We start from the raw sequence: 26,767 nt of genomic DNA, 5'->3' as shown, positions 1-26,767 counted from the left end.
ACGGCGCAGGTGCGTGATCTTCCTGGATTGTGTGCGACATGACGCTACGTTCCCGGTGTACGGTGTCGCCGTCGGACGCGTGCGGTGGCCGGACCGTTACCATCCGACTCCGGGGTTCCCGGGGAACGGTTGCTCGTCCGGCGCGTTACGTTGAAAGTCTGTGCCCCGCCTGCCCGGATGGCGAAGCGCTGAGTGGAAGCTTGGGAGTGCCGTGCCGAATGAAGCCAGGACGACCCGTCTGGTCATCGTCGAATCCCCGTCGAAGGCCAAGACGATCGCCGGTTATCTCGGGCCCGACTATTTCGTCGAGGCCTCCTTCGGTCATGTCCGCGACCTGCCACGCAACGCCGCCGACGTGCCCGCCAAGTACAAGGGTGAGGCCTGGGCGCGGCTGGGTGTCGACGTCGACAACGGCTTCCACGCGCTTTACGTGGTCTCCCCGGACCGCAAGGCGCAGATCGCCAAGCTGACGAAGCTCTCGAAGGAAGTCGACGAGATCCTCCTGGCGACAGATGAGGACCGCGAGGGCGAGGCCATCGCGTGGCACCTGGTCGAGACGATCAAGCCCAAGGTCCCGGTCAAGCGGATGGTCTTCCACGAGATCACCAAGCCGGCCATCCAGGCCGCGGTGGCCAACCCGCGCGAGATCGACCGTGACCTGGTCGACGCGCAGGAGGCCCGCCGCATCCTCGACCGGCTGTATGGCTACGAGGTCAGCCCGGTCCTGTGGAAGAAGGTGATGCCCCGCCTTTCCGCCGGGCGGGTCCAGTCGGTCGCGACGCGCATCGTGGTCGAGCGTGAGCGCCAGCGCATGGCGTTCCGGACGGCGGAGTATTGGGACATCCTGGCCACCCTTTCGGTGCAGGCCAAGTCGGGTCAGCAGAGCATCGAGGGGCCGCGCACCTTCAACGCGACCTTGATCGCTTTGGATGGCGACCGGATCGCCACCGGCAAGGACTTCGAGCCGACCACCGGCCAGGTCAAGCCCGGCGCCGGCGTGGTGCACCTCGACGAGGCCGGCGCCCGGGGCCTCGCCGCCCGCGTGGCCGACCGCCCGTTCACGGTCACCCGGGTCGAGGAGAAGCCGTACCGCCGCCGCCCGTACGCGCCGTTCATCACCTCCACCCTGCAGCAGGAGGCCGCTCGCAAGATGCGGTTCTCCGCGTCGCAGACGATGCGCACCGCGCAGCGGCTGTATGAGAACGGTTACATCACCTACATGCGTACCGACTCGGTGAACCTCTCCGAGACCGCGCTGACCGCCGCCCGCCGGCAGATCGGCGAGCTGTACGGCGCGAACAACGTGCCGCCGCAGCCGCGCCGCTACACCGGCAAGGTGAAGAACGCGCAGGAGGCGCACGAGGCCATCCGCCCGGCCGGCGACAACTTCCGGACGCCCGGCGAAGTGGCCAAGGAGCTGTCCACCGACGAGTTCAAGCTGTACGAGTTGATCTGGCGCCGCACGATCGCGTCGCAGATGACCGACGCCGTCGGTAACTCGGTGAGCGTCCGGATCCGTGCGATCTCCACCAGCGGCGAGGAGGTCGATTTCGGCGCCTCCGGTAAGACGATCACCGACCCCGGCTTCCTGCGGGCGTACGTGGAGTCGTCCGACGACGAGAACGCCGAGGCCGAGGACGCCGAGCGCCGCCTGCCCAACCTGGTCAAGGACCAGCCGCTGTCCGCCGAGGAGCTGGCCGCGACCGGCCACCACACCTCGCCGCCGTCCCGCTACACCGAGGCCTCGCTGGTCAAGGCCCTGGAAGAGCTGGGCATCGGCCGCCCGTCGACGTACGAGTCGATCATGCGGACCATCCAGGACCGCGGTTATGTGGAAAAGCGTGGCCAGGCCCTGATCCCGTCGTTCCTGGCGTTCGCGGTGATCGGCCTGCTCGAGGGGCATTACCCCCGCCTGGTCGACTACAACTTCACCGCCGCGATGGAGACCCAGCTCGACGACATCGCCGGTGGCGACCACGCGGCGCTGGACTTCCTCACCTCTTTCTACTTCGGCAGCCAGACGGCCGGCGCGGAGGACACCATCGCCGCGGCCGGTGGCCTGAAGAAGATGGTCACCGAGAACCTCAGCTCGATCGACGCGCGCCTGGTCAACTCGATCCCGCTGCACGTCGACGAGGCCGGCCGCCAGGTGGTCGTGCGGGTCGGCCGCTATGGGCCGTACCTTCAGCGCCACCTTCCGGATTCCACCGAGGAGCTGGCCGAGGACCGCGTCTCGATCCCGGAGGGCGTCGCGCCCGACGAGCTGACTCCGGAGAAGGTCACCGAGCTCTACCTCGGCGGTGGCGGCGAGCGGTCCCTGGGCGACGACCCGGTGACCGGCGAGACGGTGTCGCTCAAGTCCGGCCGCTTCGGACCGTACGTGCAGGCCGGCGAGCGCAAGTCGTCGCTGTTCCGCACGGATTCGCCGGAGACGCTCACCCTGGAGCAGGCGCTGCGGCTGCTGCAGCTGCCGCGCGCCCTGGGCAAGGACCCGGAGGGCCACGAGATCTCGGCCGCGAACGGCCGCTACGGGCCGTACGTGAAGCGCGGTGACGACTTCCGCTCGCTGGAGCACGAGGACCGTCTCTTCACCGTCACGCTCGACGAGGCGCTCGCTCTGCTGGCCCAGCCGAAGACCCGGCAGCGCCGCGAGGCGAAGCCGCCACTGCGGGAGATGGGCCCCGACCCGGTCACCGAGAAGCCGATGGTGATCAAGGAGGGCCGCTTCGGCCCGTACGTGACCGACGGCGAGTACAACGCGTCCCTGCGCCGCGGTCAGACTCCCGAGGAGCTGACCGTCGAGCAGGCGTCCGAGATGCTCGCCGAGAAGCGGGCCAAGGGTCCGGCGCCGAAGAAGAAGGTCGCCGCCAAGAAGGCGCCGGCCAAGAAGGCCGCCGACGACAAGGCGCCCGCCAAGAAGGCCTCGCCGGCGAAGAAGACGGCCGCGAAGAAGGCCGCGCCGGCCAAGAAGGCAGCCGCGAAGAAGGCCGCCCCTCGTAAGGCCACGGCCTCCGCTGAGTAACTAGCTGCCGAGCACCCGGTCCAGGTAATCGTTGGCGAAGACCCGGGCCGGGTCGAGGCGGTCGCGCACGGCCACGAAGTCGTCGAACTTTTCGTAGGCCGGGCGCAGGTCTTCGGCGCTGCGGTAGTGCAGTTTGCCCCAGTGCGGCCGGCCGCCGAGGCCCTGGCAGAGCGCCTCCACGGCCCGGAAGTACGGCTCGTACGCCACGCCGTTGTATTGGTGCACGGCCACGTAGGCCGACTCCCGGCCGTACCCGTGCGACAGCCAGATGTCGTCGGGCCCGGTGAAGCGGACCTCGACCGGGAAGAGCACCTTGAACGGCAGCTCGTCGATCAGCCGGGGCAGCGCCGCAATCACCTCGGGCAGGGCGGCGCGCGGGATCTCGTACTCCATCTCGGTGAAACGCACCCGGCGTTCCGAGCAGAAAACCTGGTCGGACCGCCCGGTGTAGGTCCGCGCGCTCAGCGCGCGGGCGGCGAAGGCGCTGATCGTCGGCACCGCGCCGGGCAGCGCCCGGCCGACTCGGCACACCCCGGCGAAGACCGTGTTGGACAGGAACTCGTCGTCCAGCCAGCCGCGGAACTTCGAGAGCGGCCGGTCGTGCGCCGAGACTCGCTTGTTGACCTTCAACTGCGCCCGATCGGTGTACGGGTACCAGAAGAACTCGAGATGATCGTTGGCCGGGATCCACTCGTCCAGACCGGCCAGGATGTCGGTGAGGGCCATCGGCCGCTCGTCAGCCAGCAGCGTGAATTCTTCGACGACGCGCAGCGTCACCTCGACCAGAACCCCGAGCGCGCCCAGCCCGACCCGTACGGCAGGGAAGAGTGGATCTCGAGAATCGATCGTCAGGATCTCGCCGCTGCCGGTGACCAACTTGACCGCCTCCACACAGGAGGCAAGTGTCGAGTATTTGATGCCGGTCCCGTGCGTGCCGGTCGAGATCGCGCCGGCGATCGTCTGCTGATCGATGTCACCGAGCGTAGGCATGGCCAGCCCGTGCTCGGCCAGCACCGTGTTGAGCGTGGCCAGCCGCATGCCGGCCTGCACGGTCACCAGGGTGCCATCGATGGAGATGAGCCCGGCCAGCCGGTGCAGGAAGAGCCGCTGGTCGTCGGCGACCGCGATGGCCGTGAACGAGTGGCCACTGCCGACCGTTTTGATCCGGCGTCCGGAACCGGACGCTTCCTTGACCTGGGCGGCCAGCTCGTCGACAGTGCCGGGTGTGAGCACGTCGGTCGCGACGGCCTGCTGGTTACCGCCCCAGTTGGTCCAGCGGCGGCCGATGACGGGGGTAGTCATTATGGCTTTGTCCTCCGTACGAGCGGACAGTCGCACAAAACCGGGAATGCCGAGTGTCCTCCGCGTCCCGTCGATGCCTCTCGCTCGTTGATCCGAGTAACGTTCCGATTATCACTGCTGAGAGGGAGTGGCGACGCGTGTCGACACCAACCGTCACCACCGGGCCGCTGCGACGCGTCCCGGTGCAGGGCAGAAGCGTTGCCCGGGTCCAGCGCATGCTCGACGCCTGCGCCGAGCTCGTCGATGAGGTGGGCTACGAGGGCCTCACCACGACGCTGCTCGCCGAGCGAGCCGAAGTAGCCATCGGCTCGGTGTACCAGTTCTTCCCTGACAAGAGGGCCATCGTGCAGGCGCTGGCCATGCGCAACATGGACGCTTACTTGCAGGGCCTGTCCGCGCGGTTCGCCAGTGAGCAGTTCGCCCACTGGTGGGACGGTGTCGACGCGGCGATCGACGTCTATATCTCGATGCACCGCAGCGTGGCGGGTTTCCGCACGCTGCACTTCGGCGATGTGGTCGACGTGCACCTGCTTGACCTGGAAAAGGACAACAACGCGGTCATCGCCGACCGGCTGGCCGAGCTGCTGATCGACCAGTTCCAGCTGATCGACCGGGCCCGGCTGCGGTTCGCGCTGCAGATCTCGGTGGAGGCGGCGGACGCGCTGATCAAGCTGGCGTTCCGGCGCGACACCAACGGAGACGAAGCGGTGCTCATCGAGGCCAAGGCGTTGATCCGGGAATACCTGCACCGCCACGTGACCGCCTGAGGGGTCACCCCAAGAAGGCATGACCCTCCCCGCGGTACGTCGGGGCCGGCGCCGCTGTCTCGCCGTCGATCAGCTGAAGCTCGTTGACGTGCTCGCACAGTTCGCCGGCCTTGGCGTGACGGAACCACACCCGGTCACCGGGTCGTAGCGTATCGGCTACCGCGCCGAGCAGGGGCGTCTGCACCTCGCCGGGTCCCTCGTCGGTCTTGAACCGCAGTCCCGCCGGAAGGTAGGGCTGCGGCTGGCGGGACCTCTCGGCCGGGCCGGACGCGATCCAGCCGCCGCCGTGCACGGTGGCGATGCGCGGCGCGGGCCGGCGCACGACGGAGAGCGCGAAGAAGGCGGCGGGTGTGGGCCGCCAGTTGCGGTAGGAGTCGAAGAGCGTCGGGCCGTACAGCCCCGAACCCGCGGTGACCTCGGTGACCGCCGGGTCCGCGCTGGTCGCGGCCACACTGCCGGTGCCGCCGCCGTTCACGAACGCGAGGTCGGCGTGTTCCCGCACGGCGGCGACGGCCGCACCACGGCGCCGCACGATCTCGGCGAACGAGCGGGCCTGCAGGAGCCGGATGGCCCGGCCACGAAGCGCCTGCCGCGGTGGGTCGTCGCCGAGGCCGGCGATCTGCGCCTCGTACGACATCAAGCCGATCAGCTTGAAGCCGGGCCGGGCGACGATGCGCTGGGCCAGCGAGCCGGCCTGGGCGGCGGAGTGCACGGGGGAGCGGCGGACACCCACGTGCAGAGCCCCGGCGGGCTTCCAGGAGGCGTCGAGGTCGATGCAGAGCCGCACGTCGGGCCGCTTTCCCGGGGCGGTCACCGCATCCACGACGTCGAGGTGGGCGACCGAGTCGACCATGATCGAGATGGCGTTCGCGAGCTTTTCGTCCGCGGCCAGCTCGGCGAGCGCGGCCCGGTTCACCGTCGGATATGCGACCAGGACGTCGTCGGTCACCCCCTCGCGGACCAGCCAGATCGCCTCGGGCAGGGAGTACGCCATGACGCCGTGCCAGCCCGGCCGGGCCAGCACCCGCTCGAGCAGCGGCCGGCAGCGCACCGACTTGCTGGCCACCCGGAGTGGCTTGCCGCCGGCGCGGGCGGTGAGCTCAGCGGCGTTGTTGTCGAAGGCGGCCAGGTCGACTGCGGCTACCGGCGTCTCGAGGTGGCCGGTGGCCTGGTCGAGGCGCCGCTGCAGGGTGGTCCGGTCGGCGATCACGCCAGCACGTTAACGCTCTCCCGAGCAATGCGAAAGACATTCACATATACGCCACTCGAACGTGCGAAACCAGGCCCGGCGGCGTCGCCGGTTAGAGTGCTCCCTGGCCGGAGCCACGGGAGGTAGGACCATCGACACCGAATCGCGCGAGACCGGACCCGTCGACTTATCGGGGGTCGCGGCGCTGCGCTCCGTCCTGCGCATCCGGCCGTTCCGCCGGCTGTGGCTGGTGCTGGGCCTCGCCTCGTTCGGCGACTGGATCGGTCTGCTCGCCACCGGCATCTTCGCGGCCGCCCAGTTCCAGAGCAGTGCCGGGCAGGGCGCCGCGTTCGGTGGCACCATCGCCGTACGGCTGCTGCCCGCTCTTCTTCTGGGCCCGATCGCCGGTGTCTTCGCCGACCGGTTCGACCGTCGCTACACGATGGTCATCACCGACCTGATCCGGTTCGTCTTCTACGGCTCGATCCCGATCGTGGCGCTGGTCGGCGCCTCGCCCGGGGTCATCGTCGCCTGGGCGACCATCGCCACGTTCATCGGCGAGACGATCACGCTGATCTGGATCCCGGCCAAGGAAGCCTCGGTCCCCAACCTGATCCCGAAGTCGCGCATCGAGATCAGCAACCAGCTCACCCTGGTCACCACGTACGGCATCACGCCGATTCTCGCCGCGCTCGCGCTCAGCGCGCTCACCGCCGGCGTGCAGCAATCCGGCGTCACGCTGCCGGCCTGGGCCCAGCCGGTCCAGATCGCGCTCTATCTCAACGCGATCTCCCGCCTGGCCACCGCCCTCACCGTCTTCTTCGGCATCAGGGAGATCGGCGGTAAGAGCGCCGAACGCCAGGAAGAGGCCGCGCAGCAGAGCATGTTCCGGCAGTTCCTGGATGGCTGGAAATACATCGGCACCACCCCGCTGGTCCGCGGTCTGGTCCTCGGCATCTTCGGCGCGTTCGCGGCCGGCGGCGTGGTCATCGGCGCGGCGAAGACCTTCGCCACCTCGCTGGGCGCCGGAGAGGCCGCCTTCTACCTGCTCTTCGGCGTCATCTTCATGGGCCTCGCGCTGGGCATCGGCCTTGGGCCGACGATCATCCGGGACCTCTCCCGGCGCCGGTGGTTCGGCATGAGCATCGTGCTGGCCAGCGGTTCGGTCATGTTCCTCGGCCTGGCCTTCCATCTATCGATGGCTCTGGCGGGGGCACTGCTGGTCGGCGCGGGCGCCGGCATGGCGTTCCTGGCGGGCACGACGCTGCTGTACGGCGAGGTCGACGACGCCGTTCGCGGGCGGGTCTTCGCGGTCGTCCAGATCGGCGTCCGGATGGTCCTGCTGCTGGCCATCACGCTCTCCGGCTTCCTGGTCGGCCTGGGCAGCTCCCGCCGGGTCGACCTGGGCGCGTTCAGCGTCGACGTCTCTGCAACCCGGGTGCTGCTGCTGGTGGCGGGCGCGCTCGGCATCTGGGTCGGGATCAGCGCGTTCCGCCAGATGGACGACAAGCGCGGCGTGCCGATCCTGGCCGACCTGTGGGGCTCGATCCGGGGCCGCCCGCTCAGCCCCGACGAGGAGTTCGTCCGCACCGGCGTCTTCGTGGTCTTCGAGGGCGGCGAGGGCGCCGGCAAATCCACTCAGGTCTCCCGCCTGGCTTCGGTCTTGCAGGAGCAGGGTCATGACGTGGTGGTGACCCGCGAACCCGGAGCGACCGACGTGGGCGCCCGCATCCGCCACCTGGTCCTCGACAAGGGCGACGCGCCGGCGCCACGAGCCGAGGCCCTGCTGTACGCCGCCGACCGCGCCCACCACGTCGCCACCGTGGTCCGCCCGGCGCTGGCCCGCGGCGCCGTGGTGATCAGCGACCGCTACGTCGACTCGTCGCTGGCCTACCAGGGCGCCGGCCGCACCCTGCCGGTCGCCGAGATCTCCTGGCTGTCCTCCTGGGCCACCGGCGGCCTGAAGCCCGACCTGGTGGTGCTGCTGGACGTCGACCCCGGCGTCGGCCTGAGCCGGGTCGACTCGCGCGGCCAGGGCCAGGACCGCCTGGAGAGCGAGTCCCGCGCCTTCCACGAGCGGGTCCGCTACGCCTTCCTCGACCTGGCCGCCGCCGACCCGAAGCGCTACCTGGTGCTGGACGCCGGCCGCCCGGCCGAGGAGATCAGCGACGCGGTCACGACCCGGTTGTCCGGCGGCCTGCTCACCGGCGCCGCCCATCCGGGCCCGGCCTCCACCGCCATGCCGCCCGAGCCGGACTTCGACGCGCCGGATCTGCAGGAGATGGCGGAGGTCCTCGGCGTCGAGGACGAACCGCCCAAACGCTGAAACACTCAGACTTTTTGTCCGCCGGACCCCGGCAAGCGATAGTTACTCTGCGTCCATTTCGCCTCTACAGGGAGATGGTCAATGAGGGCACGTCACGTCATCGGTGTGGTAGCAGTGATCGGGCTCGGCGCGTGCTCAAGCCCCGCACCCGCCAAGGTCGCAGCGAAAGCGCCAACCGCACAGGCGGCCGCCTTACCGCCGTGCAAGGACGTGTTCGTCGTCGGCAAGCCCGTCGACAAGGCCAAGGCCACCGCCGGATGCACCAGCCCGTCCGGCGGTGAGGTCCAGATCGGTGCGATCGACTGCACGGACGCCACTGCTCTGTGGCAGGTCGACGCATCGACCGGTGCGCCGGCCGGCTATGCCCGGGACGGGCAGACGTACCAGCTGGTGAAGGGTGAGATCGCGTCCGACGCCGCCTACAAGAAGGCCTACGAATCCTGCGTCAAGTAACAGAAAAGGCCTCGTCCCAACCGGCGAACACCGGTTGGGACGAGGCCTTTTCATACTGAGCCGCCTGACGGAATCGAACCGTCGACCTACGCATTACGAGTGCGTCGCTCTAGCCGACTGAGCTAAGGCGGCAACGAGCAATGAGTCTACGGTATGCGCCGCCCGAGGTCATGTCGGACCCCCGGACTACTGTGCCTGGCGTGACTGCCGATCACCCCCGCCCCGCAGGTCCACCCCGGCCGCGCAGCATGGACCCGAAGGAGCTGGGCTTCACGCCGCAGCGCCCGGTCGGTTGGCTCGCGCCGCTGTTGCTGCTCAGCACCGGTCTGCGCACGCTGCTGGCCATCCTCTTCGGGGCCTACCTCGACAAACGCGAGCTGCAGAACTCGCTGGACGCCGCCTGGTTCGATCACTCGGCCACCCCCGACGGCGAGATGTGGCTCGATTACGTCGCCGACCTGGGCGACGGTTTCCACGCGACCTATTCGGTGGCGTGGCTCCTGGCCCAAGACCGGCTGACCATCGACGGTGTTGAGCTGCCCCGCGGTCAGGTGCTGCTCATGGGCGGCGACCAGGTCTATCCGCTGGCCAGCGGCGACGGCTACGAGAGCCGGATGAAGGGCCCGTACCGCGCGGCCCTGCCCGAGCCGCCGGCCGATCAGCCGCCGCCCACGCTGTTCGCGCTGCCGGGCAACCACGATTGGTACGACGGTCTCACCGCCTTCCTGCGCCTGTTCGCCCGGCGCAAGGACGGCCACATCGGCGGCTGGCGCACCGCGCAGCGGCGTTCCTACTTCGCGATCAAGCTGCCCGGCGACTGGTGGCTGTTCGCGATGGACGAGCAGTTCGGGGCGTACATCGACGATCCCCAGCTGCTCTATTTCGAGGAGGCCGCGAAGAACGTCACCCCGCAGGACCGGATCATCCTGATGACTCCCTCGCCGAAGTGGGTCAAGGCGGCGGAGGACCCGGCGACGTACGACGCGATCGACTACCTGATCCGCACGATCCTGGTGCCCACCGGGGCCGACGTGCGGGTGCTGGTCTCCGGCGACCTGCACCACTACGCCCGTTACAGCGACGAGCAGCGCGAGCTGATCACCTGCGGCGGCGGCGGCGCCTACCTCCTCGCCACGCACCAGTTGCCCGAGCAGCTCACGGTGCCGCCCGAGGAGACGCTGACCCGCAGCAAGAGTGACAGCCGCACCTATCCGCTGCGGTCCCGCTTCCCCGACAAGGCCACCTCGAAGCGGCTGAGCTGGGGTGTCTTCCACCGGGTGCCGACCCGCAACCCGGGCTTCGTCACGATGCTGGGCCTGCTCCAGATGCTCACCATGCTGGCCATGGCCGGCTCGGCCAGCCAGGGCGGCAACATCCAGCGGCTGTTCACCATCCCGCTGAGCGTGATGGTGGTGATCATCATGGCCGGGGCGGTGATGTTCGCGAAGCCGCCCGGCGCGACCCTCACCCACCACGCCCGGCATTGGCTGTTCGGCCTCGGGCACGGCTTCGCCCAGATCGGCCTGGCCGTTCTCGGCGCCTGGGCGTGGCTCAACCTGCCGGTGCACGACTGGGCCTGGCCGGGGCCGCTCGTGGTGGCCATCGTCATCTACTGGCCGGTGAGCGGGTTCGTGTCGACCCAGCTGTGCGCGCTCTACCTACTGATCGCCGGCCAGTTCGACATCAACGTCAACGAGCTGTTCGCCGGGCAGAGCATCGAAGACGTGAAGAGCTTCCTGCGACTGCACATCACCGCCGACGGCACGCTGACGATCCACCCGATCGGCATCGACAAGATCTGCCGCAACTGGGTGCCCGACCCCGACGGCGAGGCGCACAGCTCTTGGCTGCGGCCCGACACCCCGCTGGTGGTCCACCACATCGAACCACCGATCGTGGTGCGTTAGTTGTAGCGCTGCTCGTGCGCCTGTCGCGGCCCACAGACCGAGGCACGGCTGCACGAGCAGCGCGAACCGTCGGCGTCCATCCGCACCACGACCTCGTCCTTGGGGACGCTGTGCGCCACCACCCGGCCGTCGCCCTCGGGTGTGGTCACCCTGGTCCCGACCGAGGGGGCCTCGGCCTGAAAACGCGCGTACAGCGGGTGTTCGTACTTCAGGCAGCACATCAGCCGGCCGCAGGCGCCGGAGATGCGCAGCGGGTTGAGCGGCAGATCCTGGTCCTTGGCCATCCGGATCGTGACCGGCTCGAAGTCGGTGAGGAACGTGGCGCAGCACAGGTCACGCCCGCACGAGCCGATGCCGCCCTGCACCCGCGCCGAGTCGCGCGCGGAGAGCTGGCGCAGTTCGACCCGGCAGTGCAGGGTCGCGCCCAGGTCACGCACCAGTGAGCGGAAGTCGACCCGGTGCGGCGCGGTGAAATAGATCGTGGTGCGCGGGCCGCCGGAGCCGGCTTGGTCGAGCACGTGGTCGACGGCCACCACCTTCATCGGCAGCTCATGCGCCTTGATCAGCTTCTTGGCGGCGACCTTGGCCTCGGCCTTGCGTTTGCGGAGCAGCTCGTCACGGCGCAGATCGTCGTCGCCGGCCAGACCCGCGACCCGCGGGAAAGCGGACGTTTCCTCCGTCACCCACTGCGCCGCCCAGACGCACTCCGCCACCTCGGGGCCGTCGTCGGTAGGCACCAGAACGCGGTCGCCGACCTGCGGCGAGAACTCGCCTGGATCGAGGTAGTAGAGACGGCCGTACCGGTTGAAGCTGACCGCGCACAGCATGCCCATGGTGACCACCCTACGACGCACAAGAGGCTGTACCAAATGCCGGTTTTGGACTACCCGCGTGGGTAGTCGCATCGAACTGACGCACCTACCCAGATAGACCATCGTTGGGCAGACCCGTAGACACCGCTCCATCGCGGAACACTTCGGGAGGAAATCACCCATGACGCCCGCAAGGTCGCTGGCCGCCAGTGTCGTCGCACTCGGATTCGCCGGCACGATCGCCGCTCCGCTGCCAGCCCAGGCAGCGCCCGCGCCATGCGAACGGGCCGAAAACTACGCGGCGCAGTCCGGCGCCGAGGCGCTTCGGATCGACAAACTCGAGATCCGGGCCGGCGACCGGGACGCCGAGCGCCCGGCGACCAAGGAGCAGACCGAAGAACAGACCGAGGAGGGTACGGCGGGGAAAGGCGCCGCCGATCGGATCCTCGGCAGTGGCGCGGCCGGCATCGACCCGACGGCCGACAGTGGAGAGGACGCCGACACACTGAGCGAGGGCATCGGCATCCTCGGCGAGGCCGTGCTCGACACGGTCGACCCGAAGGGCGTGATCCCACGCGCCAGCTCCCAACCGTTCGCCGCTCAGTCCTCGGCCGCTCAGTCCTCGGCCGCTCAGTCCTCGGCCACTGAGTCCGCTGCTGCGCGGCCCTCTGCGGCCGAGCCGGAGTCGGCGGTGAGCGGCGACGATACCGACACCGGTGGCCAGGGTGGCGGTGGCGAGATGGACGACCCCAAGACCGTCACCGTTCGCGAGGTCGGCATCGGTGAGGCCCGGACCGCGCTCATCGGGACGTCCGCGGTGAAGTCGGCGGCGATCGCCCGCATCCTCGACGGCAAGGTCTCCGGAAAGGCGTCGTGGGTCAAGCCGGCCGTTCAGCAGGCGCCGCCGTCGCACGCGACGGCCACGACTCGCACCACTGCCGGTGGCCAGGCCGGGCCGCTGAAGCTCGGTGCGGGTGAGCTGTCGGCGCACGCGCGATGGGACGCCGGAATGGCCTGCGGCGGCACCGACGGTGAGGCGGCGCGCTCGCAGTCCGCGGTGCGCGGGGCCACCATCCTCGGTGGCGCGAAGACCGAGTTGGTCCGGGTGCCGGAGAAGCTGGCCGGAGTGAGCACGACCGCGGTTGAGGGGCGCGGCAAGTCGGCGCGATCGGTGGCCTCGGCCACCGTGACCGCCGGGCGGATCGAGCTGGCCGGCGGCCGGGTGAAGGTGCGGGTGCTGAAGCCACCGTCGCTGGTCGCGAGCATGTCGGCGAGCGAGGGCGGCGAGGTGCGGTACGAGCCGACACTGATCGAGGTGTCCGGCGCCGGGATCGCCACGACGCGACTCTCGGCCGCCGGTCAGACGGCCGAGTTCACGCTGAAGCCGGACCGCCGGGCGACCGAGGGCGGCCTGCTCGGGTCGGGCCTCGGCGATCTGGGTTCGGGCGGGCTCGGCACCGGGTCGGCGCTGCCGCTGCCGCATATCCCCGGCGTCCCCGCGGTGACGATGCCGCCCGCGATCGGCGGGAAGTCACCCGAGTCGGCATCGGCTGCCGGATCCACCCGGGTGCGCATCGCCCTCGGTGAGCTGCGCAAGGCGACGAAGGGCCAGGCCGTCGCCGCCCGGGCCACCGCGGTCACGGTGTCGCTCGAGCAGGTCGGCGCCGCCCGCGACGAGTCCGGCCACGACGACCAGTCCGGAAGCCGCGGCAACCCGGGCTACGGCCGGCCGAGCGATGACAATTCGAACAATGACCGGCCGGGCGACGACAAGCCGGGATGCAACAACCCGAGCAATGGCAAGCCGACCAATGGCAAGCCAGGCAATGACCAGCCGGGCGATGACCAGCAAGGCAACGACAAGCCCGGATGCGACAGGCCAGGCGATGGCAAGCCGGCATGCGACAAGCCAAGCGATAGCAAGCCGGGCGATGACAAGCCGAACACCGACCGGCCGGGCAATGGCAAGCCGGGATGCGACAAGCCGGGCAATGGCAAGCCGGGCAATGGCAAGCCGGGCAATGGCAAGCCGGGGAGCGGCAAGCCCGGCTCGGTTTCGCTCGATCTCGCCCTCGGTCTGATGGAGGCCGCCGCGGTCGCGCCGGAGCGCCAGGCTCCGAGCAAAACCGCCGATGCGGCCGCCGGCCTGCCCATCACCGGCCCGCGCGTGATCGGTCTGGCAGCGGGCGGTGCGGCGCTGCTGGTCACCGGCGTGATCGCGGTGCTGATCGGCATGCGCCGCCGCCGGACCCGTCAGTAGCAACCCGCGCCGGCCCGGAACGCGATTGGCCGGATGGACAGATGTCGATCTCCTGACGGTGGAGGCGAGGGCGACCGGTCGTGCCGACCTGCTCCGCCGAGCGTCCGGAACGGTCCACAATGCCGAGACAATCGTCGATCGAAGGCGTTAAGTAAGCGGCACACCTGCGGGGGGTGCAGGAGGACGCGGCGTCGCATTCGGAGTCTTTTCACCGAATCCGGCGCCGCGCCCATTTGTGCTGGCCCCCGAAACGGGCGCTACATCGGGAGCGGCTCGGCCAGGCCCGCGGAACCCTGAAGCAGGTCGTCGGCGTCGGCGTAGTTGTCGGCGATCGTGCGCAGCACGTGAGTGGCCACCGCCGCGGCGGCATCCGTCTCGGACTCGGCCGGCGGCGAGCCCGGCGCCGCGGCCAGCGTCAGCGCCTCACCCGACCCGAGCGCCGTGGCCAGGGCCACCGCGAGGTCGAGGCGAGACTTGGTCATCCAGTCGGTGAGCGCCTCAGCCAGATCGGCCGTCGCCTCCAAGCGCTCGTCGAGGCTCTCGTCATCGCCGCTGAGCCGGTCGGCGACCCGCCGCCGGGTCGTGTCGTAGGCCTCGGCCGCCGCACCCGTCCAGTCGCCCGGCGATGGCAGCTCGTCGGCCGCCTCGGCGCACGCCCGAGCCTCGGACCGCAGCTCGGCCACGGTGTCGTCGAACGCCGCCGGTCGCAGCTCGGCCACCGCTCGCACGGCGGGCCCCGGCAACAGCCGGACCCGTCGCAACTCCCGCCACACCTCGTGCCCCTCGGGCGCGCCGGACGTCTCGAGCAGGTCGTCGACCCGGTCGAGCAGTGGCCCGCAGACGGAGAGCATCTCGTCGAGACGGTCCATCACATCTCCCGTGCGAGTCGGCGCCGCGCCGCCGCGTCGGCCTCGGCGTAGTCGCGTGCGGTGGCCCGCACCGCACCCGCTGCGTCGGTCAACCGGGCCGCCAGCCCGCCCGCTTCCCGCGCCCGCGACTCGAGCACGGCCGCCCAGCGCGCATGCAGCTGCCGCCCGAGGCGCCCGGGCAGGCCGGCCTCGTCGGCGGCGAACGCACCGGCCGCGACGGCCAGCGCCGGCATCCGCCGATCGACGGTCGCGAGCGTGTCGGCGGCTCGGTCGAGCCGCTCGGCGAGGTGCTCCATCTCAGTCCTTTCCCAGCCGGTGGTGCTTTCCGAAAACCTCGCCGTGCAGCTTGGCCCGGGCCCAGCGGGCCGCGTCGGCCGCCGTTGTGACGACGGCCTGGATCTCCCGGGCGAGCTCGGCCGGGTTGCGATGGTGCAGCGTGCCGTGGATCCGAACATCGGTGATCGCTCCCGCCGCGGTGACGACGATCTCGATCGAATTGTCAGGTGAGTGCACCGACACGGAATGCGAGGCCACAGCCTTGTCGAACTCATCTCGCAGCCGCTCCAGGCGTTGATAGCGCTCAATGGCCTCGTCGATCCACGCCTCGTCGATCTCACGCGCCATACCCCAGGCTCCTCACGGCGTGTCAGCGCCCCGTCGCGTTCCGGCACCAGACCGTACCCGCTCGCGTTACCCCACCGCTACGGCCAGTTGTCCCCTGTGGATAAACCCTTCCAGAGGTACGCCGAGGACCCCACCCAACCGCACGATCGCGCCCCGTCCGCAGGGACCGGCCAGGCGCGGGCGAACGGCCGTCCCCGGCCTCCGGCCGGCCGGTTGAGCTGGGCGAAGCGGAGTTTGTCGGTGGTGCGCAATACCATTCGGGGCGTGAGTGACGTCTTCGCTGACCTGGTGGGCCAGGACGAGGCGGTGGAAACGCTGAGCCGGGCCGCCGCGGCCGCCGCGCGCGTGGCCGCCGGTGAGGAGGTCCCGGCCGGCGCGATGACCCACGCCTGGATCTTCACCGGGCCGCCCGGGTCGGGCCGGTCGGTGGCGGCGCGGGCGTTCGCGGCCGCGCTCGAGTGCGAGCGCGGCGGCATCGGCTGCGGCGAGTGCCACGGCTGCCACACCGCGCTCGGTGCCACCCACGCCGACGTGCGCTTCGTCGTGCCCGAGGGGCTGTCCATCGGCGTCAACGAGATGCGCGCCCTCGTGCTGCGCGCGGCCAGCGCGCCCTCGGGCGGCCGGTGGCAGGTGGTCGTCATCGAGGATGCCGACCGGCTCACCGAGCAGGCCGGCAACGCGCTGCTCAAGGCGATCGAGGAGCCGCCGCCGCGCACGGTGTTCCTGCTGTGCACGCCGTCCACCCACCCCGACGACATCTCGGTGACCATCCGTTCCCGCTGCCGCGTGATCACCTTGCGCCAGCCGCCGGCGGCCGCGGTCGCCGAGGTGCTGAGCCGGCGCGACGGCATCGCCCCCGACGTGGCGGCCTGGGCCGCCGCTGCCGCTCAGGGGCACGTGGGGCGCGCGAAACGACTGGCCCGGGATGCGGAGGCCCGTGGCCGGCGTGAGGCGGTGCTGGCCGTGCCACGGCGCCTGACCGGGGTCGGCGCCTGCTTTGAGGCCGCCGCCGCCCTGATCAAGGCGGCCGAGGCGGAGTCCGCGGAGACCTTCATCGAGGCCGACGCGGCCGAGCGCGCCGCCCTGGAGCAGGCGCTCGGTGCGGGCGGCACCGGCCGGGGCGCGGCCGGCGCCATGCGCGGCGCCGCCGGCCAGATCAAAGAGCTGGAGAAACGACAGAAGTCACGGGCCACCCGCTCGAAACGGGATGCGCTCGACCGCGCGCTGGTCGACCTGGCCGGCTTTTATCGCGATGTGCTCGTCACGACGCTGCGGGCGCCGGTCTCGGTGGTGCACACCGACGTGGCGGCCCAGTCGGCGGCGGCCGCCGGCAAGTGGACGGCGGAGAGCACGCTGCGCCGCCTGGAGGCCGTGCTGGCCTGCCGCGACGCCATCGACCAGAACGTGAAGCCGGATATCGCCGTCGAGGCGATGATGCTCACTCTGTGGCGCGGCTGACCGGACCGGAAAAACGCCCCTCCGTGGGGAGGGGCGTCTCGTGTCGCTCAGTGTGCGAAGCGGTCGACCATGGCCTCGCAGAAGGCCGGGAGGTCGTCCGGCTTGCGGCTGGTGACCAGCCGGTCGTCCACGAAGACTTCCTCGTCCACCCAGGTCGCGCCCGCGTTGGAGAGGTCGGTGCGCAGGCTGGGCCAGCTCGTCAGGGTGCGGCCGTTCAGCACGCCCGCCTCGATCAGCGTCCACGGCCCGTGGCAGATGGCGGCCACCGGTTTGTCCGCGGTGACGAAGTCGCGGACGAAGCGCACGGCGTCGGCATCGGCGCGCAGGAAGTCCGGGTTGGCCACGCCGCCGGGCAGCACCAGAGCGTCGTAGTCGGCGGCCGCGACCTCCCGGACCGTGTGGTCGACGTGATAGGTGCCGGCCTTGTCCAGGTGGTTGACGGCCTGAATGTCGCCGTCCTTGAGCGAAATCAGTTCCGCGATGCCGCCGGCCGCTTCCACGGCTTTCCGCGGTTCTGTGTATTCCACCTCTTCCACGCCGTCGGTCGCCAGGAATGCCACTCGCTTACCCCGAAGCCGCGTGCTCATCGTGTCAGCCCTTTCGATAGCCCCCTACCCAAGGCGTTCCCGGCGGTTGGCGCCGCAAACGTCGGGTGCGAGGCCGTCTTTCCCACCAGGCTCTCCCACCAGGCCGGGCCGGTAGCCGGGTGAAAAGCGCGTGGCGCACGGACCTGGTCCGTGCGCCACGTGACTTGGCATTGCCCGTACTGGAAAAGTCTTTTCAGTAGCCGCGGTTTCCGAGGGCGGCCTTGGCAAAGGCGGGGGTTCGGCCGTTCGCCAGCTGGCCACCGAACCAGGCGCCGAAACCGGCGAAGGCCAGGGCGAGCAGTTCGATGAGGAACAGGCCGACGCCGGCGGCGCGGTCGTTGGCACCGACCCGCACCATCAGGATGACGGCGAACAGAAAAAGCACGCCCATGTTGAGCAGGGAGCGCAGGACGCCGATGCGCTTCGCGGTGGGGCGGCGCACGAGAGCGGTGTCGATCGCGCCCGCCAGCATCGCCAGGAATCCGCCGGTGAGGCCGGCCACGATGTTCCAGTAGGCCAGCGTGCCGAGGACGTCGGGGGCGCCGGTGATGTTCGCCAGATCGAAGATCACGGCCATCGAGAACAGGCCGAGCGGGAACATCACGAGGATAGGTTGCACCGCTTGCCCTGCGATGCTCAGCCGGCTCTCCATTCGGTCAACGCCCTTCCTACCTGCGAATATCGAAAATTCGTCGTGGTTGGTCGCAACTGGCCTACCCGGGACGTACATGAATGAAACGCCACACGACGGCCAGGGTGACGGATGGCACGACATCTACTTAGCTTGGATGCAATCTGCAACGTGGCAGGTTGAACAGTGGCGAAGTGCCGGGTGGCATGTTCTACTTGAGGTAAGGGCGGAGTTCGGAAGAGGGATCCAAGGCAGCGGCACCCGGCGGCAACCGGGTGCCGTTGTCGCCTCCAGGCTCCGCCGCCACGGCGGAAGATCCGAAGTGGCGCGAGCGAGGCGGGGAATTCTCTCTGCGCCAATGGTGGCTCCCCTTTCCCGCTTCTCGCAAGGAGCTTCTTGCCAGGAGTACGGGAAGGGGGTTCGTAATGCGTCTTTACTACCGCGGGCGCGAAGCTGTGGTGACCAGCGAACTCTTTGTTCGGCGCCATCCCCGGCCAGGTCAGTTCGTGATCCGCGAGCTGCGCAACGTCCGCATCGCCGTTCCGGGCCGCCTCGTCGAGGCCCTGTTCCGTCCCCAGTTGAGCACACGGGAGTGGGCACTGTGGGCGGATTACCGGGGCCGGTCCATCGCTCTCTACACCTCGGCCGACGAACGGGTGTTCAACCAGGTCGTCCGAGCCCTCCGGCGGGCCTTGGAGGAGACCGAGCCGTGGGACAGAGAAGCAGCCTGACCAGCCACGATGCGGCCGGCGCGAACCAGCCTGTGCGCAATGTGCCAACTAGCTGATTGAGGGGTAGCCAGGCGACAGTTGGCCATGGATACTCGATTACAGACAGTCCGGAGGGCGGAAGTTCGAGGGGAGCAGTCAACAGCGGCACTTGGCGGCAACCAAGTGCCGCTTTTGCTTCTCTACCAGCCGCCCTCTGCTGTCTGATCAGTCCTTCTCGTGCGCCCGGCCGAGGGAGTGGACATGCGGGTGTTTTACCGAGGCCAAGAGGCGATCATCACCGAGCACCAGTTTCTGTGGCTGGCCGGCTCGCTCCGCTCGTTCGACATCGCGCACCTGCGCCAGGTCCGCGTGATCCGCCGTAATACCAAGGTGTCCGGTCCGCGCACCGAAGTCATCGCCTCGGCAGGCATGGCCGCAGCGGGCATAGCGGTGAGTGCGATGTTCGTCGACGCCGTCGCCGTCCGGCTCTCGCTCGCCGGCGTGGCGGTGGCAATGGTGGCGATGGCCACATTCCGGCGGCGGACGGTTCCCTGCTGGGAGATCCGCGCAGTGCATCGCGGGCGCGAGACGATTATTTACTCGACGCGCGACATCACCACGTTCAACCAGGTCAAGCGCGGTCTGAGCCGGGCCTTGGAGAACGCTGCGGGGGCTCGTTACCGGTCACCCGCGGCAGCCGGCTGAGCGACCACGACGAGAGATCGGTTCGTGACTCATCTCTTTTTGAGAAACACCAAGTAAGCGCTTCGTCGTTTTGGTAGGACAGTGGATAGCATGATGCCACCTCGCCGCCTGACGGGTGGCAAGCTGCGAGGTGGCGCGTTTACCTTGATGATCTCGAAGGACTGACCAGACACCGTGGCCGAGGACGTCTCGCCGACCATCGCGCGCCGAAACGTGCGACTGGCGCTTCGTGACGCCCGAGAAAAGGCGAAACTCACGCAGCCGCAGGTCGCCGAGGCCATGGAGTGGTCTCTCAGCAAAGTCATTCGGATTGAAAATGGCGACGTGAGCATCGCGCCCAATGATCTTAAGCCGCTGCTGACGTTCCTCAATGTCAAGGATCGGACAGAAGTTGCCGAGCTGCTGGCCTTCGCCAAGATCGCTCGCACCCGGCAACGGAAGGCGTGGTACCAGCAGCCCGGCATGCGGGACCACTTGACCGACGCGATGCTCCGCCTGATCGAGTACGAAGCCGAGGCCATCGAGATCAGGTATTACCAGGTCTACTACATGCCCGGGCTGCTGCAGACGCCCGCCTACGGGCACGCCAACCTCGAGACCTACACGGACGACGACATCGCAGAGGAGACGCGGCGGATCCGGGTCGAGATTCGGCAGTTCCGCCGCGACACCGTGTTGAGTCGGTTGGGTAACGGACTCACCATCTACGCTCTCCTCGACGAATCGGTCTTCCGCCGCACTCTCGGCGTTCCGGAGGTATTTCTCGAGCAGTTGCGCGATTTCTACGGCTTGGTCACCAAGGGCAAGATTAAACTACGGATGATTCCGTTCGACTTTGACTCGGCGGTGACCAACAACGCCACGTTCGACCTGCTTACCCTAAAGTCCGGGAAGCCCGAAGAGCGCAGCGAAGTTCTCTATCGGGAGACCGGATTGCAGGACGAGATCGTGGAGGACCAGACGGTCCGAAAGCATCACGAGCGCTTCGATAAAATTTGGAACGCTGCGGTTACCGAGGAAGACACAATCGACTTCATGGGTAACCGAATCAAGGACCTGGAAGCGCAGATCCGCCACAGGAAGAACCCTTAGATATCACCCGAGCCTGCAGGCCGGTTCGGGCTGCGGGTTCCTTTTGTGTGGAGAGACAATGGAGTCCATCTCGGTCAACTGGCGCAAGAGCAGCAAATGCGCCAGCAACGCGTGTGTCGAGGTCGCCAAGGTCGAGGGCGGCGTAATGGTTCGCGACTCGAAGAACCCGGACCGCGCTCCGCTGCATTTCACCCCTGAAGAGTGGTCGGCCTTCGTCGAAGGTGTGAACCAGGGCGAGTTCAGCTTTTGATGCAGGCGCTGGCCTCGCGCTCCGAGGTGCTCCCGAGCCGGCTGCCATCGGTGCCAGCTCAGGGCGCGGGGCCAAGCGTCTTTTGGCCGTACACGTTACATAGAGGACTTAAACGACGTAAACCTGGCTGACATTGAGCCATTTTCTGTAATGAATGCCGCAATTTGTCGGGTTTCACTCATGTCATCTCCTGCCTGCTCTGTTGCCGTTCCCTTACCGTGGATGACGGGAACCGTCACGGAGGTGCGGAAATGATCAATCTGACGGAGAAGTTGCGATGGCGGCGTTCGTCCCGCTGTGCAAACAACACCTGCGTCGAGATCGCCACGGTGGGCCAGACCTACCTCGTACGTGATGCGAAGGACCCCGACGGCGCGGTCCTGTCCGTGGACTCGGCCGGCTGGGCCGCGTTCGTGTCGTCCGTCAAGGCCGGCGAGTTCGACGCCTGAGCCGTGCAACATCTGCCAACCTCGGTGAACACCCGGGTCGTCCCAGGTCACCGGCGGCATAATGGGCCAGGTGAGGGCTGACCCGCACGCCACCTCGACCGCGCGCTTCGCGGTCCTGCACGACGCGGCCGAGTCGCTGCTCGACAGTCTCGCCCAGCGGTTCATGGTGGAACGGCGGGAGAGCAAGGAGCTGCTCGGGCCTACCGAGGCTTTGGTGCGGATGGTGCGACTCATTCCCCGGACGCCGGCGGCCGGACCCCTTGCTGTTGCGTTCACCGACTTCCCGGGGTTGACGGTGCGCCTCGGCCGATGGTGGGCCGAGGCGTTGCCGGCCTGCGGGTGTGACGACTGCGGCGAAGATCCGGAGGAGTTGGCCGAGGTCATGCGCACGCAGGTCGGCGCGCTCGTCGAGGGTGGCCTGTGGGAACGGGTGCGGCGCGGCGTCGGTGGCTCGTGGTTCGAGACCCGGCTGATCGGAGTCGGTGTCAGCGCGCGGCGGGAAGGCCCGCTGACCGCGCGGGATTCTCGGGAGGCCCGGCGCAGCGGTTTCGCGGCCCCGGTCCAGTGGGCGCCCTGGCCTCGGCGTTCCTAACCGAGGAGGCGCACCGCCGCCTTGATGCCGGGCCGGTGGATGACGTCGGCCATCGCCAGCTCGCCGCGGCAGAACATCTGGAAGGCTCGCCAGCCCAGTGGCGTCGCCATCGCGGCGTGCACCAGCAGCGGACGGCGGGTGTAAACGCCCAGCATGTGGCGGCCGGCGGCCATTTCGGGGACGAGCTCCGCACCGATCCGGCGCTCGTAACCGGCGAGGTCGTCACGGGCGGCGGCCTCGCCCGCCCAGGTGCCGGAGCGCAGCGCGAAGCTGATGCCCTCGCGGGTCCACGGTTCGAGCAGGCCGGCCGCGTCGCCTGCGACGATCACCCGGCCGTTGCGCAGCGGGGAGTCCGGGCGCCGGCATCGGGTCAGGTGGCCGGAGTCGCGGACCACCTTGCGGTCGGCCAGGCCGAGCCGCGCCACGAAGTCGTGAAGGTACTGCTTGGTCTCGGCGCCGTGGCCCTTCGTCATGATCACACCGACGGTGAGCTCGTCGTCCTTCGGGAAGACCCAGCCGTACGAGCCGGGGTAGGGGCCCCAGTCGAGCAGGACCCGGCCGCGCCAGGTCTCCCGGTCGGCCGGGGTGGCGGCGAGCTCCAGCTCGAGGCCCAGATCCTGCTGGTCGAGCGTCACGCCGACGTGGCGGGAGGTGACGCTGGCCGATCCGTCGGCGCCGATCACGGTGCGTGCCACGATCTCGGTGCCGTCGCTCAGCGTGACCGTTGCCGTCCTCTCGTCGTGTGTCACCGAGCGGACCTGGGCGTTCTGCCGGACCGTGGCGCCCGCCGCGACCACCGCGGCGTACCAGGCATGGTCGAAGTCGTCGCGGCGGACCATGGTCAGCAGCGGGCGCCGGCGGGAGCGCCGGGTGAAGGTCAGCCGGCCGGTCCGGCTGAAGGTGACGGCGTTGATCGTGTCGCGGCCGGGCACCTTGATGTGTGACCCGGCTATCGCCAGCGACGTGCCGATCAAACCGCCACCACAGGTCTTGTAACGCGGGTGGGTGGCGCGCTCGAGCACGATCGTGCGGGCGCCCGCATCGGCCGCGGCGTGTGCGGCGGCGAGCCCGGCCGGACCGGCCCCGATTATGGCGACATCCCAGGGCGGCTCAGCGATCACGAGCGCAGCTTAGCGCCTTCCGGTGGTTGTGTACGAGCGTACATTGTCGGTATGGAGACCCGGACCATGCGAGAGCGGATGCTCGCCGGTGAGCTTTACATCGCCGACGACCTGGAGCTCGCCCGCGACTCGGAGCGCGCCATGGCGCTGACCCACCGCCTCAACACGGCCGATCCAAACGATCATGCGCTGCGCCATGAGCTGCTCACCGACCTGCTCGGCGCGTTCGGCGAGAACAGCGAGATCCGGCCACCGTTCCGCTGCGACTACGGCTATCAGACCTTCGTGGGCGCGCGCACCTTCGCGAACTTCGGGTTGATCAGCCTCGACGTCGCTCGGGTGACGGTCGGCGATGACGTGCAGATCGGGCCCAACGTGCAGTTGCTCACCGCGCTGCATCCGGTCGCGGCCGGACCACGCCGGGACAAGTGGGAGGCCGCCAAGCCGATCACCATCGGGCACAACGTCTGGCTCGGCGGCGGCGCCATCGTCCTGCCCGGCGTGACCATCGGTGACAACACCGTGGTCGGCGCCGGTGCCGTGGTCACCAAGGACCTGCCACCGAACGTGGTCGCCGTCGGGAATCCGGCGCGGGTGATCCGGACGGTCGAACCGTGACCGCCGTCCCGGCCGCGCGAGCGGCCCGCCGCTACGACCCCGATCGCAAGAGCCGCATCGTCGACGCGGCCATCGAGGTGATCGCCCAGCACGGCGTCGCCGAAACCACGAGCCGGCGCATCGCGGCCGCGGCCGACGTGCCGCTCGGCTCGATCACCTATCACTTCACCGGCCTGGAAGAACTGCTCGAACAGGCCTTCAGCCGGCATGCCGAGCGGATGTCGCCGCTCTACGAGGCGCACTTCGACGACGTTCGCGACCTCACCGGGTTCGCCGACGCGGTCACCGACCTCATCCACGGCGACGCCGGCGCGCCACCGAGTGACTGGGCCGTCGCGTACGAGCTCTATCTGGCCGCCCTGCGCAACCCGGCGTTACGCGGCGTGACCGAGTCCTGGATGCGCCGTTCACGCGCCGTGCTGGAACGCTTCGTCGATCCGGTGACCGCCCGCGGCGTCGACGCCCTCATCGAAGGCCTGGCCATGCACCTCACGCTCTCCACCGCCACATTCGACCGGGCGGACACCCGGGCGATCGTCGGCCGGCTCCTCGGACTGCCGTGATGAGCTCGGCCACCGCCGTCGCCACCCCCGTCCGGGCCGCCACCCGCGGTGTCTATGCGGCCTTCATCCTGATGGGATTCGCCGGGGCGAGCTGGGCCGCGCGCATCCCGCAGGTGCGCGACGAGCTTTCGCTCACGCCGTCCGGACTCGGCTTGGTGCTGCTCGCCATCGCGGCCGGCTCGATCGTGTCGCTACTGCTCGCCGGGCAGATCGTCGCCCACTTCGGATCCCGCCGGACAGTAACCGCGATGGCCGCGCTGCTCGGCGTGTCACTCTCCGCGACTGCGATCGGTTACCAGTTCGGCGTCGCGCCGGTCGTGATCGCACTGTTCTGCTACGGCTTTGCGAACGGCGGCTGGGACGTCGCCATGAACGTGCAGGGCACGGTCGTCGAACGGCACCTGGGCCGGGCGATCATGCCGCGCTTCCACGCCGGCTACAGCATCGGCACGGTGGCCGGCGCCCTGCTCGGCGCGGCCGCGGTGGCCCTGCACGTCTCGGTGACGGTGCACCTGATGATCTCCGCGATCCTGGTGGCAATCATCGTCATGCCGGCGGTGCAGGCGTTCATGGCCGACGAGCCGGAAGACCTGGAACCGCCGGTGCCCATCGACCCGGTGCACGCCGCCCCACCGGCCAGCCGCGTCGCCCGCGCCCTGGCCACCTGGCGCGAACCCCGCACGGTGCTGATCGGCCTGTTCGTGCTGGCCTTCGCGTTCACCGAGGGCGCCGGCCTCGACTGGATCAGCATCGCGATGATCGACGGCTACGGCGTCCCCGCCACGGTCGGCACCCTCGCCTTCGCCACGTTCCTGGCAGCGATGACGATCGGCCGCTGGTTCGGCCCCGGCTGGCTCGACCGCTACGGCCGGGTGCCGGTGGTCCGCGCCCTCGCCGCAGTAAGCCTCGCCGGCCTGGCCCTCTTCGTCTTCGGCTCGGTGCCGGCGCTGGCCTTCCTCGGCGTGCTGCTGTGGGGCCTGGGCGCCTCACTCGGCTTCCCGGTCGGCATGAGCGCAGCCGCCGACGACCCAGCCCACGCCGCACCGCGCGTCAGCGTGGTCGCCACGATCGGCTATTGCGCTTTCTTGGGCGGCCCACCGTTGGTCGGCTTCCTCGGCGACCATGTAACCGTCCTGAAGGCCCTGCTCGCGGTGGTCGCGCTGCTCTTCTTGGCAGTCACCCTGGCCGAATCGGTAAAGCCACTGCGCCCCACCGGCCAGGCGTCATAAACCTTTGCCAGTACGGCTGAGGCCCGGTCCCGTGGCGCACGGCCAGCTCACCGCGCCACTCGCCGATCACCCCGCTACCGGCCGGCCCCGACGGCACCCCGGCTCGCAGGCTCCGCCCGCATCGCCCAGGAAGTCGAACCGGAGCCAGTCACAGACCCGACCCCCCGCGGACACAATCGCCCGGGCTGCGGGCTGCGGGCTGCGGGCTGCGGGCTGCGGGCTGCGGGCTGCGGGCTGCGGGCTGCGGGCTGCGGGCTGCGGGCTGCGGGCTGCGGGACCACCCTCAGCGACGACCGTTACCCTGCCGCCCGAGGCGGCACCGCGGTCACGCATAGTGATGGGTGCCGGTGGCCAAAAGGGAGATTGCTGATGCGAGGGCGAAAGTTCGGCGGGGTGGGCTGATGGGGATCGATTACGGATACGACCTCTACCTGCCGACTCACGCGGTCGGCCATGCGCTGAAGGTGGTCGCTTCGATTGCCCGGGAAGGGATCGGGTCGGTGACTGTCGTCGTGCCTGGCGGCGAGCAGATCACACTGCCGTTCCGAGGTGAGCCATCGGACGACGGGGACCACTGGTCGCTGGACACGTGCCTGTACTTCCCGGTCGGCGACGAGGCGATCCGGGCGTGGGCCGAAGCGGAGCGGTGCGAGGGGAGGCAGGAGCATCCGGACGCGCTGGGGCGAATCTGGGTCGGTTCGATCTATCTGTATTTCTGGAGGGACTGTGGGTTGCGTCCCGGCTATTCGCGGCTGGATTTCACCGCAGCCACCACAGGCATGAGCCTGTTGTTCGAGCAGTCGGCGTGCATCAAGGGTGTTTTCACCGGTCTGGCCGAATCTGTCGGGGCCGTCTGCTTGGTATTTGATCGAGAGGGCGACGGTGATGAGGTCTGCTGGCCGGCCAGCGAAGTCGATCTCGCGACGCTCGCCGCTCGCTGGCCCGAGATCGAGTAGTCGCGACCCAGCCCGAGAATCGCGTCGCGCGTCGGCCGCCCCTTGGGGACGTTGACAGAGAGTTACTCAAAGAACAGCTGCCGAGCTGACCAGTGCTCCCGCCAAGGTCGACAAGTGGAGCCCGTTCTCGCGAACATTCGCGCCGTGCCAGCTCGCGAGGTGGCACCGAAATCAACGAACATCTGGCGCCGGTCTCGCGAGCGAACCCGCAGTGGGACGGGCGGGCTGCGAGCAATTAAGCGGGTGGGTGCTTGCTGTGGGCCCGGTTTTGCAGG

The 26,767-nt window shown here is 69.2% G+C and carries 26 protein-coding genes and 1 tRNA gene; 17 read left to right on the top strand and 10 right to left on the bottom strand.

Going from position 1 to position 26,767, the window contains the following annotated elements; all coding sequences use genetic code 11:
• Positions 1 to 211 precede the first annotated feature (211 nt).
• The gene (gene topA, locus AB0E90_RS16240; protein ID WP_360405121.1) at positions 212 to 3,022 is read left to right on the top strand and encodes a type I DNA topoisomerase; all 2,811 of its coding nucleotides are present in this window, start codon (positions 212 to 214) and stop codon (positions 3,020 to 3,022) included.
• Here topA and AB0E90_RS16235 read toward each other — a convergent pair whose 3' ends face one another.
• A complete protein-coding gene (locus AB0E90_RS16235) occupies positions 3,023 to 4,324 on the bottom strand; it encodes a D-arabinono-1,4-lactone oxidase (protein ID WP_360405117.1) in 1,302 nt (433 codons plus the stop codon). It lies immediately after the preceding gene.
• A 137-nt stretch (positions 4,325 to 4,461) separates the two neighbouring features.
• Between AB0E90_RS16235 and AB0E90_RS16230 the strand changes: the two genes are divergently transcribed.
• Positions 4,462 to 5,091 (top strand): TetR/AcrR family transcriptional regulator, encoded by a 630-nt coding sequence (locus tag AB0E90_RS16230; RefSeq protein ID WP_360405114.1) that lies wholly within the window; start codon positions 4,462 to 4,464, stop codon positions 5,089 to 5,091.
• A gap of 4 nt (positions 5,092 to 5,095) precedes the next feature.
• Here AB0E90_RS16230 and AB0E90_RS16225 read toward each other — a convergent pair whose 3' ends face one another.
• Positions 5,096 to 6,301, bottom strand: a complete 1,206-nt coding sequence (locus AB0E90_RS16225) for an amino acid deaminase/aldolase (protein ID WP_360405111.1) — start codon at positions 6,299 to 6,301, stop codon at positions 5,096 to 5,098.
• A gap of 202 nt (positions 6,302 to 6,503) precedes the next feature.
• On the opposite strand from AB0E90_RS16225, the gene tmk reads away from it, so the two are divergent.
• Together tmk and AB0E90_RS16215 are read left to right on the top strand one after the other, a co-directional pair.
• Positions 6,504 to 8,606, top strand: coding sequence for a dTMP kinase (gene tmk, locus AB0E90_RS16220; RefSeq protein ID WP_360405474.1), 2,103 nt, complete (start codon positions 6,504 to 6,506; stop codon positions 8,604 to 8,606).
• An 81-nt stretch (positions 8,607 to 8,687) separates the two neighbouring features.
• Positions 8,688 to 9,059 carry a hypothetical protein gene (locus AB0E90_RS16215; RefSeq protein ID WP_360405108.1) on the top strand — a complete coding sequence of 124 codons (372 nt, stop codon included), beginning with the start codon at positions 8,688 to 8,690 and terminating at the stop codon, positions 9,057 to 9,059.
• Positions 9,060 to 9,117: 58 nt separating this feature from the next.
• Here the strand turns inward: AB0E90_RS16215 and AB0E90_RS16210 are convergent.
• Positions 9,118 to 9,191 (bottom strand) — tRNA-Thr (locus AB0E90_RS16210).
• A 116-nt stretch (positions 9,192 to 9,307) separates the two neighbouring features.
• On the opposite strand from AB0E90_RS16210, the gene AB0E90_RS16205 reads away from it, so the two are divergent.
• A complete protein-coding gene (locus tag AB0E90_RS16205) occupies positions 9,308 to 10,966 on the top strand; it encodes a metallophosphoesterase (RefSeq protein WP_360405471.1) in 1,659 nt (552 codons plus the stop codon).
• Here the strand turns inward: AB0E90_RS16205 and ricT are convergent.
• Positions 10,963 to 11,799 carry a regulatory iron-sulfur-containing complex subunit RicT gene (ricT, locus tag AB0E90_RS16200; protein ID WP_360405105.1) on the bottom strand — a complete coding sequence of 279 codons (837 nt, stop codon included), beginning with the start codon at positions 11,797 to 11,799 and terminating at the stop codon, positions 10,963 to 10,965. The two genes, AB0E90_RS16205 and ricT, sit on opposite strands and share 4 nt — an antisense overlap.
• A 160-nt stretch (positions 11,800 to 11,959) precedes the next feature.
• Between ricT and AB0E90_RS16195 the strand changes: the two genes are divergently transcribed.
• Positions 11,960 to 14,038 (top strand): hypothetical protein, encoded by a 2,079-nt coding sequence (locus AB0E90_RS16195; RefSeq protein WP_360405102.1) that lies wholly within the window; start codon positions 11,960 to 11,962, stop codon positions 14,036 to 14,038.
• Between the two features lie 257 nt (positions 14,039 to 14,295).
• Here the strand turns inward: AB0E90_RS16195 and AB0E90_RS16190 are convergent, their stop codons facing one another.
• From AB0E90_RS16190 to AB0E90_RS16180, 3 genes are read right to left on the bottom strand one after another with little or no spacing between them, the layout of a single operon-like run.
• Complete coding sequence (locus AB0E90_RS16190) at positions 14,296 to 14,907, bottom strand: hypothetical protein (RefSeq protein ID WP_360405099.1); 612 nt, start codon at positions 14,905 to 14,907, stop codon at positions 14,296 to 14,298.
• Positions 14,907 to 15,203: a hypothetical protein gene (locus tag AB0E90_RS16185; RefSeq protein ID WP_360405096.1), complete on the bottom strand. Its 297-nt coding sequence runs from the start codon at positions 15,201 to 15,203 to the stop codon at positions 14,907 to 14,909. The genes AB0E90_RS16190 and AB0E90_RS16185 overlap by 1 nt, the downstream gene beginning before the upstream one ends.
• 1 nt (position 15,204) lies before the next feature.
• Entirely contained in the window at positions 15,205 to 15,531 is a 327-nt protein-coding gene (locus tag AB0E90_RS16180; RefSeq protein ID WP_360405094.1) for a YbaB/EbfC family nucleoid-associated protein, read from the bottom strand.
• A gap of 264 nt (positions 15,532 to 15,795) precedes the next feature.
• Here AB0E90_RS16180 and AB0E90_RS16175 point away from each other — a divergent pair, with 264 nt between their 5' ends.
• Positions 15,796 to 16,989, top strand: a complete 1,194-nt coding sequence (locus tag AB0E90_RS16175; RefSeq protein WP_360405091.1) for a DNA polymerase III subunit delta' — start codon at positions 15,796 to 15,798, stop codon at positions 16,987 to 16,989.
• Between the two features lie 47 nt (positions 16,990 to 17,036).
• On the opposite strand, the gene AB0E90_RS16170 is transcribed toward AB0E90_RS16175, so the two are convergent.
• Positions 17,037 to 17,576 (bottom strand): type 1 glutamine amidotransferase domain-containing protein, encoded by a 540-nt coding sequence (locus tag AB0E90_RS16170; protein ID WP_360405088.1) that lies wholly within the window; start codon positions 17,574 to 17,576, stop codon positions 17,037 to 17,039.
• Positions 17,577 to 17,769: 193 nt separating this feature from the next.
• Positions 17,770 to 18,228 (bottom strand): DUF2231 domain-containing protein, encoded by a 459-nt coding sequence (locus AB0E90_RS16165; RefSeq protein WP_360405468.1) that lies wholly within the window; start codon positions 18,226 to 18,228, stop codon positions 17,770 to 17,772.
• 485 nt (positions 18,229 to 18,713) lie between these two features.
• On the opposite strand from AB0E90_RS16165, the gene AB0E90_RS16160 reads away from it, so the two are divergent.
• The 6 genes from AB0E90_RS16160 to AB0E90_RS16135 all read left to right on the top strand — a co-directional run bounded on the left by AB0E90_RS16160 (position 18,714) and on the right by AB0E90_RS16135 (position 22,005).
• Complete coding sequence (locus AB0E90_RS16160) at positions 18,714 to 18,938, top strand: DUF6232 family protein (RefSeq protein ID WP_360405085.1); 225 nt, start codon at positions 18,714 to 18,716, stop codon at positions 18,936 to 18,938.
• Between the two features lie 240 nt (positions 18,939 to 19,178).
• Positions 19,179 to 19,622, top strand: a complete 444-nt coding sequence (locus AB0E90_RS16155; protein WP_360405082.1) for a DUF6232 family protein — start codon at positions 19,179 to 19,181, stop codon at positions 19,620 to 19,622.
• Positions 19,623 to 19,796: 174 nt separating this feature from the next.
• Positions 19,797 to 20,714, top strand: a complete 918-nt coding sequence (locus tag AB0E90_RS16150; protein WP_360405079.1) for a helix-turn-helix transcriptional regulator — start codon at positions 19,797 to 19,799, stop codon at positions 20,712 to 20,714.
• A gap of 58 nt (positions 20,715 to 20,772) precedes the next feature.
• Positions 20,773 to 20,964, top strand: a complete 192-nt coding sequence (locus AB0E90_RS16145) for a DUF397 domain-containing protein (protein WP_360405076.1) — start codon at positions 20,773 to 20,775, stop codon at positions 20,962 to 20,964.
• Between the two features lie 251 nt (positions 20,965 to 21,215).
• The gene (locus tag AB0E90_RS16140) at positions 21,216 to 21,413 is read left to right on the top strand and encodes a DUF397 domain-containing protein (RefSeq protein ID WP_360405073.1); all 198 of its coding nucleotides are present in this window, start codon (positions 21,216 to 21,218) and stop codon (positions 21,411 to 21,413) included.
• A gap of 61 nt (positions 21,414 to 21,474) precedes the next feature.
• Positions 21,475 to 22,005 (top strand): DUF6226 family protein, encoded by a 531-nt coding sequence (locus AB0E90_RS16135; RefSeq protein WP_360405071.1) that lies wholly within the window; start codon positions 21,475 to 21,477, stop codon positions 22,003 to 22,005.
• Here the strand turns inward: AB0E90_RS16135 and AB0E90_RS16130 are convergent.
• Entirely contained in the window at positions 22,002 to 23,126 is a 1,125-nt protein-coding gene (locus AB0E90_RS16130) for a geranylgeranyl reductase family protein (protein ID WP_360405068.1), read from the bottom strand. The genes AB0E90_RS16135 and AB0E90_RS16130 overlap by 4 nt on opposite strands.
• A 51-nt stretch (positions 23,127 to 23,177) precedes the next feature.
• Here AB0E90_RS16130 and AB0E90_RS16125 point away from each other — a divergent pair, with 51 nt between their 5' ends.
• From AB0E90_RS16125 to AB0E90_RS16110, 4 genes are all read left to right on the top strand, one after another.
• Positions 23,178 to 23,744 carry a sugar O-acetyltransferase gene (locus AB0E90_RS16125; protein ID WP_360405065.1) on the top strand — a complete coding sequence of 189 codons (567 nt, stop codon included), beginning with the start codon at positions 23,178 to 23,180 and terminating at the stop codon, positions 23,742 to 23,744.
• Positions 23,741 to 24,307 (top strand): TetR family transcriptional regulator, encoded by a 567-nt coding sequence (locus AB0E90_RS16120; protein ID WP_360405062.1) that lies wholly within the window; start codon positions 23,741 to 23,743, stop codon positions 24,305 to 24,307. Before AB0E90_RS16125 ends, AB0E90_RS16120 begins: the two co-directional genes overlap by 4 nt.
• Positions 24,307 to 25,536, top strand: a complete 1,230-nt coding sequence (locus AB0E90_RS16115; protein ID WP_360405059.1) for an MFS transporter — start codon at positions 24,307 to 24,309, stop codon at positions 25,534 to 25,536. Before AB0E90_RS16120 ends, AB0E90_RS16115 begins: the two co-directional genes overlap by 1 nt.
• Positions 25,537 to 25,937: 401 nt before the next feature.
• Positions 25,938 to 26,492 carry a hypothetical protein gene (locus tag AB0E90_RS16110; protein ID WP_360405056.1) on the top strand — a complete coding sequence of 185 codons (555 nt, stop codon included), beginning with the start codon at positions 25,938 to 25,940 and terminating at the stop codon, positions 26,490 to 26,492.
• Positions 26,493 to 26,767: the final 275 nt, after the last annotated feature.

Source organism: Actinoplanes sp. NPDC026619 (assembly GCF_040638295.1).
Taxonomy (GTDB): domain Bacteria; phylum Actinomycetota; class Actinomycetes; order Mycobacteriales; family Micromonosporaceae; genus Actinoplanes.
Note: the sequence above shows the minus strand (reverse complement) of the source record. Positions and strands in the feature narration are given on the sequence as shown.